General features: G+C 64.0%; 10 protein-coding genes. 3 read left to right on the top strand and 7 right to left on the bottom strand.

The window, feature by feature from the left end; all coding sequences use genetic code 11:
• Positions 1 to 51: 51 nt before the first annotated feature.
• The gene (locus AYJ54_RS17570) at positions 52 to 1,191 is read right to left on the bottom strand and encodes an IS481 family transposase (protein ID WP_063696331.1); all 1,140 of its coding nucleotides are present in this window, start codon (positions 1,189 to 1,191) and stop codon (positions 52 to 54) included.
• Between the two features lie 363 nt (positions 1,192 to 1,554).
• Between AYJ54_RS17570 and AYJ54_RS17565 the strand changes: the two genes are divergently transcribed.
• Genes AYJ54_RS17565 through AYJ54_RS17555 form a run of 3 tightly spaced genes read left to right on the top strand, consistent with a single transcriptional unit; the run spans position 1,555 to position 4,191 of the window.
• On the top strand, positions 1,555 to 1,881 hold the full coding sequence (locus AYJ54_RS17565; protein ID WP_063700568.1) for a rhodanese-like domain-containing protein: 327 nt from the start codon (positions 1,555 to 1,557) through the stop codon (positions 1,879 to 1,881).
• An 8-nt stretch (positions 1,882 to 1,889) separates the two neighbouring features.
• Positions 1,890 to 3,071: an aminotransferase gene (locus AYJ54_RS17560; protein ID WP_063700486.1), complete on the top strand. Its 1,182-nt coding sequence runs from the start codon at positions 1,890 to 1,892 to the stop codon at positions 3,069 to 3,071.
• Positions 3,072 to 3,078: 7 nt separating this feature from the next.
• Positions 3,079 to 4,191, top strand: coding sequence for a polyamine ABC transporter substrate-binding protein (locus AYJ54_RS17555; RefSeq protein ID WP_063700484.1), 1,113 nt, complete (start codon positions 3,079 to 3,081; stop codon positions 4,189 to 4,191).
• Between the two features lie 739 nt (positions 4,192 to 4,930).
• Here AYJ54_RS17555 and AYJ54_RS17550 read toward each other — a convergent pair.
• The 6 genes from AYJ54_RS17550 to AYJ54_RS17525 all read right to left on the bottom strand — a co-directional run bounded on the left by AYJ54_RS17550 (position 4,931) and on the right by AYJ54_RS17525 (position 9,709).
• The gene (locus AYJ54_RS17550; RefSeq protein ID WP_063700482.1) at positions 4,931 to 5,863 is read right to left on the bottom strand and encodes a lipid A biosynthesis lauroyl acyltransferase; all 933 of its coding nucleotides are present in this window, start codon (positions 5,861 to 5,863) and stop codon (positions 4,931 to 4,933) included.
• 8 nt (positions 5,864 to 5,871) lie between these two features.
• The gene (locus AYJ54_RS17545) at positions 5,872 to 7,149 is read right to left on the bottom strand and encodes a beta-ketoacyl-ACP synthase (protein ID WP_063700479.1); all 1,278 of its coding nucleotides are present in this window, start codon (positions 7,147 to 7,149) and stop codon (positions 5,872 to 5,874) included.
• A 16-nt stretch (positions 7,150 to 7,165) separates the two neighbouring features.
• Entirely contained in the window at positions 7,166 to 8,374 is a 1,209-nt protein-coding gene (locus AYJ54_RS17540) for a beta-ketoacyl-ACP synthase (protein ID WP_063700477.1), read from the bottom strand.
• Entirely contained in the window at positions 8,371 to 8,841 is a 471-nt protein-coding gene (locus AYJ54_RS17535) for a 3-hydroxyacyl-ACP dehydratase FabZ family protein (protein WP_063700475.1), read from the bottom strand. The genes AYJ54_RS17540 and AYJ54_RS17535 overlap by 4 nt, the downstream gene beginning before the upstream one ends.
• Before the next feature lie 10 nt (positions 8,842 to 8,851).
• A complete protein-coding gene (locus AYJ54_RS17530; RefSeq protein ID WP_063700473.1) occupies positions 8,852 to 9,139 on the bottom strand; it encodes an acyl carrier protein in 288 nt (95 codons plus the stop codon).
• 225 nt (positions 9,140 to 9,364) lie between these two features.
• A complete protein-coding gene (locus AYJ54_RS17525; RefSeq protein WP_063700471.1) occupies positions 9,365 to 9,709 on the bottom strand; it encodes a hypothetical protein in 345 nt (114 codons plus the stop codon).
• Between the last annotated feature and the right edge of the window lie 254 nt (positions 9,710 to 9,963).

Genomic DNA, 9,963 nt, shown 5'->3' with positions numbered 1-9,963 from the left:
TGTGCGGACCGGGGACATGGGTAACACCGTTCGGAGACATGGGTAACACATTCATTTTGCATCACCTCGAAGATCGATGGATGCGATTTGATGGGCTCCGAAGTAGACGCCGAACTGACCATCCGTGGCGAGTGGCCTGATGGCCAGAAGCTCGCCCCGGAAGGCCTCCGGAACGCGCCAGCGCTGCTTGCCGAAGCGTAAGTTGGCCTTGAGCTGACTGGCCCTGCGCACGATTGCTCCTTCCTCGTACTCGGGCTCGGGCAGCTTGCTTGGCAATGAACGGGAGCTTGGCCGATACCGGTTCGCCGGGACGTCGTAGTCCAATGATTGGTGGGGCCGCTCGGTATTGTAGACGTGCCGCCAGCGGTCGAATGCCTTCTGCAAGTCGCGCGTGGTTCTGAACGTTGTCATGGACAGGACTTCGGTCTTCAGCGTGCGGTGGAAGCGCTCATTCTTTCCCTTGGTCTGAGGATGATAGGGGCGGGCATAGATGACGTCGACGCCCAGCTTGAGCAGCCAGACACGAAGTTTGGTCCATCGAACTTCGGAGCACGTGCCCCAGGGCACACCGTTATCGACCAGGAACGCATTGGGCAGGCCGTAGCGGCGAAACGTCCGTTCGAGATGCTGCTGGACCGTCTCACTTTGCTCGTTGGTGCAGGCCTGCAGGCACAAGGCATAACGGGAATGGTCGTCAACCATGGTGAGCGGGTGACACATCTGCCGGTCGCCCAGAGGGAAGCGTCCCTTGAAGTCCATCTGCCAGACGTCGTTAGGAGCCGGGTGTTCGAAGCGGATGTATTGCGCCGGCTGTGCAGGCGGCGGGACGCGCTCATGCCGGGCTAGAATCGCGTGGACCGTCGAGGCCGCAGGCACGCTCTTCTGCCGATCCTCCAGGCGACGGCGAATCTTGCGGGCGCCCCATGTCGGATGCGCGTCTCGTACCTCCAAGACGGCCGCTTCGATCGCCTCCGCGCTTCGCGCCGGAGAGACATGCGGCCGCCGCGACTGGTCCTGAGCCCAATCCTTCTCGACGGCCTCTGCCGCGGTCGCCCTAGCCAGCCACTTGTACGCGGTCCTCGGACTGATCCCGAAGCGACGGCACAGCTCCCGCCGGTTCACGTCCGCCTGCCGGAACAATCGAACGAACTCTTTCCTCTGGTCCATGAGTGACACCTCGCGCCACGGCATGTCGGCCCTCCCAAGCCCTTCCATGCCGTCGATGTGTTACCCATGTCTCCGAACGGTGTTACCCATGTCCCCGGTCCGCACACTTGACCGGGCGATCCGGTATTCCAGAGACGGCGAGGGGATACGGTGAGGCCGCGGCGTACTGGATTCCCCGCTTTCGCGGGGAATGACACCGAATGAGTGGTGAGAGGTGAAGCAGGAGTTTCGGGCATCCTGAAAGCCATACTTCAAGTCCCTGCGATTTAGCTTTAACCTGCAGGGCTCAGCTCAAGCCATTGTAGCGCTTGATTTTCGTGAGCCGAGAGGCAAGGTTGCCGCCGGCCGGGATCGACCCGGCCGGACGCTCGCACGTTGGAGGATGATTTGGCAAACCAGGTACAGGATCTGACCCCGGACGAGGTCTCCAAGGGTGTTTCTGAAGGGCGCTATCTGCTCGTCGACGTGCGCGAGCCGAACGAGGTCGCCGCCGAGGCCTACCCTTACGGCGTCGTGGTGCCGCTCTCGACCTTCGATCCCAAGGCGATTCCTGATCCGGAGGGCAAGGAGGTTGTGTTCGCCTGCCGCTCCGGCAAGCGCTCGGTGACGGCATCGCTCGCGGCGCAGGCGGCGGGCCTTGCTTACGACAAGCATCTCGCGGGCGGCATACTCGGCTGGAAGGCGGTGGGTCTTCCCACCAAGGTCGGCGGCTGAACCGACCGATGACGACCAAGAGCTCCTCGCTGAACAAGGTCTTCGCAGACCTTCCCGTCACCATCTTCGAGGCGATGTCGCAGGCCGCGCGCGACAATGCCGCGATCAATCTCGGCCAGGGCTTTCCCGACGATCCGGGTCCGGAGGACATCCGCCGCGCCGCGGCCGATGCCTCGCTCAACGGCTACAACCAGTATCCGTCGATGATGGGCATCCCGGAGCTGCGCCATGCGATCGCGACCCATTACGCCCACTGGCACGGCCTCAAGCTCGATCCGATGAGCGAGGTGATGGTGACCTCCGGCGGCACCGAGGCGCTGACCTCCGCCATCCTCGCCGTGGTTCAGCCCGGCGACGAGGTGGTCTGCTTCCAGCCGGTCTATGATTCCTACCTGCCGATCATCCGCCAGGCCGGCGGCATTCCGCGCCTGGTGCGGCTCGAGCCGCCCGGCTGGCGGCTGAATGAGGACATGCTGAAAAGCGTCTTCAATTCAAAGACCAAGGCGGTGCTCTTCAACAATCCTCTGAATCCGTCCGCGGTGGTCTATCCGCGCGAGGACCTTGAGCTCTTGGCGCGCTACTGCCAGGAGTTCGACGTCATCGCGATCTGCGATGAGGTCTGGGAGCACGTCACCTTCGACGAGCACAAGCACATCCCGCTGATCACCATCCCCGGCATGCGCGAGCGCACCATCAAGGTCGGCTCGGCCGGCAAGATCTTCTCGCTCACGGGCTGGAAGATCGGCTTCGTCTGCGCCGCGCCGCCGCTGCTGCGCGTCGCGGCCAAGGTGCACCAGTTCCTGACCTTCACCACCGCGCCGAACCTGCAGGCCGCCGTCGCCTATGGCCTCGGCAAGCCCGACGACTATTTCCTCTCGATGCGCAAGGATCTGACGCGGAGCAGGGACCGCCTGACCAAGGGACTAGAGAGCCTCGGCTTCCCCGTGCTGAAGTCGCAAGGGACCTACTTCCTCACCGTCGACCTGTCGCCGCTCGGGCTCAACGAGAGCGATACCGAGTTCTGCTGGCGGATCGTGAAAGACTACAAGGTCGCGGCGATCCCGGTGTCGGCCTTCTACGAGAAGGACCCGGTGACGTCGGTGGTGCGCTTCTGCTTTGCCAAGAAGGACCAGACGCTCGACACCGCACTGGAGCGGCTGTCGGACGCGGTGCGCGGGCGCAAGAGGTAGACCTGAGATGACGAACGTCAGCCGCTCCAGGCTTTGCCTTGGTCTTGCAATCGCCGCAGCGCTGACGTTGCTCTCCGCTCCCGCAGGGGCGGAGGAGCGCGTCGTCAACTTCTACAACTGGTCGAACTACATGGCGCCGGGCGTCCTTGAGGACTTCACCAAGGAAACCGGCATCAAGGTGGTCTACGACACCTTCGACGCCAACGAGACGCTGGAGACCCGCCTGATGGCCGGCAAGTCCGGCTATGACGTCGTGGTGCCCACGGCCTATTTCCTGCAGCGCCAGATCAAGGCCAACATCTTCCAGAAGCTCGACAAGTCCAAGCTGCCGAACCTCGCCAACGCCTGGCCGATGGTGAACCAGCACCTTGCCACCTACGATCCCGGCAACGTCTACGCTGCCAACTACATGTGGGGCACGACGGGCATCGGCTACAATGTCGCCAAGGTGAAGCAGATCCTTGGCCCGAACGCCAAGATCGACAGCTGGGACATCGTCTTCAAGCCGGAGAACCTGGCAAAATTCAAAGACTGCGGCGTCCACATGCTCGATTCCGCCGACGACAACTTTCCGGCGGCGCTGAACTATCTCGGGCTCGATCCGAACTCGACCAAGCAGGCCGACCTGGAGAAGGCTGCCGACGTCGTCGCCAAGGTCCGCCCGTCCGTGCGCAAGTTTCACTCGTCCGAATATCTGAGCGCGCTCGCGACCGGCGAGATCTGCTTCGTGGTCGGCTGGTCCGGCGACATCATGCAGGCCCGCGCCCGTGCCACGGAGGCCAAGAACGGCATCGAGATCGGCTACGCCATTCCGAAGGAGGGCGCGCAGATGTTCTTCGACAATCTCGCAATCCCAGCGGATGCCAAGAACGTCGCGGAAGCCTACGAGCTGATCAACTATCTCTACCGACCGGACGTTGCCGCCAAGAACTCGGACTTCCTGTCCTACGCCAACGGCAACCTCGCCAGCCAGAAGCTGGTCGATGCAAAAATCCTGAATGACAGGAACATCTATCCGGACGAGGCGACGCTCGCAAAACTGTTCGTCATCACCGCCCGCGATCCGGCGACGCAGCGGATCATCAACCGGCTCTGGACCAAGGTGAAGACGGGGCGGTAGAGGGGCGGCCGCCATCCCTGATTCAACGCGGCAACCAAATTCTGCAAAACAACCCCATGCAAAGTAGAACCGCCACCTGCGGGTTACCGCCGGTGGCGGTGCCTAAGTCGGGATGGGGTTTGGTTTAATCGACCCGCAGGCGCAAAAACCTGAAGCACCTCGCGAGCGGCGAGAAGTGAACCGCCCGGACGAGCCGGAATAGCTTTGGGCTGAATTGATCTGGCCACGGTCTCGCTCAACCTCTCCCGCTTGCGGGGGAGGTCGGCGCGAAGCGTCGGGTGGGGGCTCTCTCCACATTGGGAATCTCGATTGCGGAAGCACCCCCACCCCAGCCCTCCCCCGCAAGCGGGAGAGGGAGCGCACTTCCTTCACGGCAACGATCGAGCCTGATTTCGTCAGGCTCCGGTCATTTGACTTGTCGGGCAAAACACCGGCAAAACTGCATCGTGGCAATCAGGCCTAACACAGCTCTCGATGCGAAGCGTGCGTCAGGAGTGCAAGCCACTTCCTAACCCTCGCTGTCATGCCCCGCGAAAGCGGGGCATCCAGTACGCCGCGGCTTCTCCGTATTCGTCACCGTCTCTGGGATACTGGATCGCCCGGTCAAGCCGGGCGATGACAGCGGAATATGGGGTGCGCACGTGCCCCAATCTCGTCATTGCGAGCGCAGCGAAGCAATCCAGACTGTTTCCGCGGAAAGATCCTGGATTGCTTCGCTGCGCTCGCAATGACGGAGTAACTACCGCCATCTCCGGTGCAGCCAGAGCCACTGCTCCGGATGCTCGCGCACCCAGCCTTCCACCACGCTCGTGATCGCCTGCGTCGTGCCCTGGACGTCGATCTTGCCGTCGGCATCGCGCACCGGCGGGATTTCTTCCGTCAACTCGCCGCGGAAGCGGTGGCCGGGTAGGCGGATGATGCGCACACCGTGGATGGGGCATTCGACCTGGCGCAAGAGGCGCGCCAGCATCGGATTGGCGCGGGTCTTGCGGCCGAAGAAGGTGACCTCGACACCGGCGGTCAGATACTGGTCGATCAGCATGCCGACGTGCTTGCCGTCCTTCAGCGCCTGCGCAAGGCGGAGCGGCGCGTCGCGCCCCGCCGGGATCAGCGCGCCCATGTTGACCTGGCGCATCTCCTGGATGATGCGATCGGCGGAGGCGATATTCGGCCGGCGATAGAGGATCGCGGTATCCAGCCCATGCGCCACCGCGGCGAGCGCCGGCAATTCCCAATTGGCGAGGTGCGCGGTGAAGATCAGCGCCGGCTTGCCGTCGTTCCTGATCTGGTCGAACAGCTCGACGCTGCGCTCCGTCAGCTCGATCCGGGTCTTTTCCGGACGGTCAGGATCATAGTTCCAGACGTTGTCGATATGGGCGAATTCGGCGCCGACGCGGCCGAGATTGTCCCAGACGCCCATCAGGATCTGTTCGATCTCTTCGGGTGATTTTTCCGGAAACGCGGCTGCGAGGTTGGCGCGGCCGATGCGGTGCTCGCGCAGGAGCGGGCCGATCAGGCGGGTGACGCGCGAGAAGAAATCCGACGTCTTCACCGGATCGAAATAGCGCGTGGTGCGCAGCATGGCGACGGTCGCCGCGCCGATCAGGCTTCCGCTGAGCGATTTGGCAGCCTCCCGCGCGCGGGCCTTCATGCTCGCCGGAAGCCGCGCCATGCGTCCGGTCAGGCCGGTTCGCGGGTCAGGATCAGCGAGGCGTTCTGGCCGCCGAAGCCGAACGAGTTCGACATCACGGCGGCGACGCGGGCATCGCGCGCCTTGTTGCCGACGACGTCGAACAGGATCGTGGGATCCGGATTGTCGTAGTTGATCGTCGGCGGAATCCGCTGATGCTCGAGCGTCAGCAGCGAGAAGATCGCCTCGACCGCGCCGGCCGCTGAGATGGTGTGGCCGACCATCGACTTGTTCGAGGTGACCGGGATCTTCTGCGCGAGCTCGCCGAACACGGCCGAGGTCGTGTTGAATTCCATCTTGTCGTTTTCGGGCGTCGCGGTGCCGTGGGCGTTGATGTGGTCGATCTGGCCCGGCTCCATGCCGGCGTCGGCCAGCGTCTTCTTCATGCAGCCGATGATCGGCTTGCCGTCCGGCGAGGAGCGGGTGCGATGGAAGGAATCGGTGAGCTCGCCGCAGCCGGCGATCACGCCGAGGATCTTTGCGCCGCGCGCAGTTGCGGCTTCATAGCTTTCCAGCACCAGCGCGCCGGCGCCCTCGGCCATGACGAAGCCGTCGCGGTTCTTCGAGAAGGGGCGGGAGGCTGCCTGCGGCGGATTGTTCTGAGTCGACAGCGCCGAGAGCAGCGAGAAGCGCACCAGCGCTTCCGGGTTCACCGTGGCGTCGGTCGCCACGCACAACGCGGCATCGGTCTCGCCGCGGCGGATCGCCTCGACGCCGAGCTGGATCGAGGTCGCGCCCGAGGCGCAGGCCGTCGACAGCGAGATCGGCGAGCCCTTGGTGCCAAAAGCCTCGGCGAGGTGGGTGGCCACCGAGCCGAACATGAAGCGGTGATGATAGGCGCTGTACTTGCCGCCGCCGGAGATGCGCAGGAGATCGTCGTAGTTGATGTCCTGCTTGCCGACGGCGCGGCCGAGTTCGCAGCGCTGCGGCCACTCGACCTCGACCGGCGCGACCGCCAGGAAGAGGGGACCCGGGAAATCGCCCTTGGCGCCGATGCCGGCCTGCTCGAGCGCTTCCTCCGTGACGATCTCAGCCATCCGCTCGGAGAGGGCGGTGGAGGAGAACGGATCGACGCTGACGAAATCGACCGTGCCGGCCATCGTGGTCTTCAGGCCGTCGATCGGAAAGCGCGTGATGGTGCGGATGCCGGATTCGCCGGCGACCAGCTTCGACCAGTTGTCGGCCTTGCCGGCGCCGAGCGAGGTCATGATGCCCATGCCGGTAACGACGACGACGGGACGTCCGAGTTTGTCGCGTGGTGCAGTCATGTTTCCCCCGCTTGAGTTAGCTGACCGCCTCCACCAGCGCCATGCCTTCGCCGCGCCAGTGTCCGGCTCCCACCACCACAATCTGGGTGGGCGCCCCCTGCATTTCAATCTCGGTCCCGGTGGAATCGTTGGGCGGGAACAGCGCCCCGCGCGAGATCGACAGCGCGGCGAGTGCAATGCCGAGCGGAAATTGCGTTTCCATGGTGTGGCCGAACATCGTGCCGGTCGCACGCACCGGGAAGTCGGCGTGGGCCTTCAGGAAGCTTCTCTCCTCCGACGTCGCCGGCTCCGCGCCGGTGGCGCCACTGATGATCGCGCCCTTGCCCTCACGCTTGGGCAGCTTCGACCACAGCAGCTCCAGCGTTGCGGCCATGTCACCCGGCTGCTTGCGCCTGGCGAGATCGGCGACCACGCTTGTGAGTTTTGCGAACGGCTTTGCGCCGCGGGCCTCGGCGTGCGCCCTGGACTCCAGCACCAGGAACGCGCCGGCCGAGCCGAGTGCGAAGCCGGCGTGGTCCTTGCGCGCCCAGACCGGCGCGAACTTGTCCCTCAGGTTGAAGTCGCCGAATTCGTAGAGGACGAGCAAGTCCTTGCGTTCGCCATTGTGCGAGCCGCCGACCAGCGCGATGTCGCTCTCGCCCGAGGCGATTCGCGCCAGCGCGATGCGCGCGGCATCCGCGCCCGCCACCTCTTCGCCCATGAAGGTGCGCGAGGTGCCGCCGAGACCGTGCACGATGGCGATGTTGCCGGCGAGCAGGTTGGAGAGCTGGGCCAGGAACAGCGTCGGCCTGAGGTCGCTCATCAGCCGCTCGTTGAGGAAGCCGGGCGCATTGGCGCCCCTGGCCTCGGCCGTCAGCACGCCGCTGTCGACGTTGAGATCGCGCTCGCCGCCGCCGGCGGCGACCACCATGTCGATCTTGGCGAGAATGTCCTTGTTGCCCTTGATTCCAGCAGAATCCAGGGCCAGCCCGGCGGCATAGGTGCCGATGCGCTGCCAGGCTTCCATCTGGCGCTGGTCGCCCTTCTTCGGAATCTGGCTGTCGAAACTGACCGGCATCAGCGGATGCACGACGTAGGGGGCAAAGCCCTTCTCGTCGACATTGATGCGCCGCTCCTCGAGAGCGGCCCAGTTGGCGTCCAGCCCCTCGCCGAGCGAGGTGGCAAGGCCAATGCCGGTGATCCAGACTTCCGTCTGGCCGGGCTTCGTAGCGGAGTTCTCAGTCATGGCGAATCGGCCTGTTGCGGAAAGCCGACGCGCTTTGCGATCGCGTCCATATATCTGCGCATATCCGCATTGGGGAAGGGGATCAGCGTGAAGGTGAGCGTCGAATTCGCGCGCAGCTTGCCGCCGACCCTGATCTTGGCTTCGGTCATGGCGTAGCCCGAGCCTTCATGGGCAAGGCTCGCCTCGATGCTCATGAGATCGCCGGGGAAGACGGAGCCGCGGACCTTGGCCTCCTTCACGGCGGCAAGGATCGGCATACGCTCGAACTTGAACACGCCGAGCTGGAGCCAGCCGGAAGCCTGCGCCATCGATTCGATCAGGAGCACGCCGGGCATCAAGGGATAGCCCGGGAAGTGCCCCTCGAAGATGGTGCTCTCCTTCGGAACCTGCGCTTCGACGACGATCTTCTTCTCGTCGACGTTGAGGTCGACGATGCGATCGATCATGTGGAAGTATTCGAGTTGCATGGCTGCGCGATTAGGCGCTCGTGCCCTTGGCCGCAACCAGTTCGTCGATGCGCGCACACAGGTTTTTCAGCACAAAATACTGCTCAGTGGTCGCCTTGCCGTCGTTGACCTCCTGCGTCCACTTTTCCAGGGGCAGCTTGATGCCGAACTGCTTGTCGATCGCGAACGCGATGTCCAGGAAATCGAGGCTGTCGATGCCGAGGTCATCGATAGCGTGGCTATCCGGCGTGATCGTGTCGCGCGGGATGTCGCAGGTTTCAGCGATGATCGTGGCGACCTGATCGAATGTGGAGGACATCACTAAGCCTTTGATATATTGCGGTATTTGTCAGATTGTTCCAGAGTGGCATGGTGGGCGGGCATCGCGCCCCAGATGACGCCCTCAAACCCCCCTCTGGCCGGGTCGATTGCCCGTATATCGGAGCGCCGCCCCGAGTTCAATGGAGCCGGGCAGGGCCGAGGGCTCCCCCTGGGGATGCCTGTCACAGGGGTCCAGACCGGGGCCGGAGCGGTGTTCGGGCGCCTAAATATGCGGCGTCGTGATCTTGACGCAGTCGCGCCGGCCCATGAGCACGCAGTCCTGGGTCCGGCGCAGGTCGGCGATGCTCACCGCGAGCCAGATTCCGATCGCGGTCAGGGCGATCGTGAAGGCAAGCGCCGCAATGTTGGCGAGCATGCGATGGCGGAAGTCGTCCGGCTCCTCGCGGGGCTGCTCGTAGCGCGACAGGTCGAGCGGTTCGGGTGTGGCTGCGCGCAGCGGCTGCACCGTCCCATTGCCTCGCCGGACCGACGGAGAGGGCGAGGTGCGCGGCCTGAACTGGAGCACCCGGTGCTCCTCGTCCGAGCTTATGGGCCGCTGGGTTTTCATGGCGCGGGGGATCACTCCGAAGCAGCGATTTTAGATAGCACAGGGACTTCAGACGTTGCAGAAAATCTTCTCAACGCGCACGTGCATTTGTGCGTTCGCATTATCCTTCATCAGACTTCGAACGTACGCGGAACCCGCCGCCGTCCTGGGGCCACGGATACACGGTTGCGTTGCAACAACACGAAGCTGCGCCTGTCATTCCCGTGAACATCGGCTTTTTGATCAGTCTGCGCAGGCCTTACGCATTTTGCCGC

The sequence above is a fragment of the Bradyrhizobium centrolobii genome (assembly GCF_001641635.1).
In the GTDB taxonomy this organism is placed as follows: domain Bacteria; phylum Pseudomonadota; class Alphaproteobacteria; order Rhizobiales; family Xanthobacteraceae; genus Bradyrhizobium; species Bradyrhizobium centrolobii.
The sequence above is the reverse complement of the archived record's forward strand: the minus strand, read 5'-3'. Positions and strand labels throughout refer to the sequence as shown.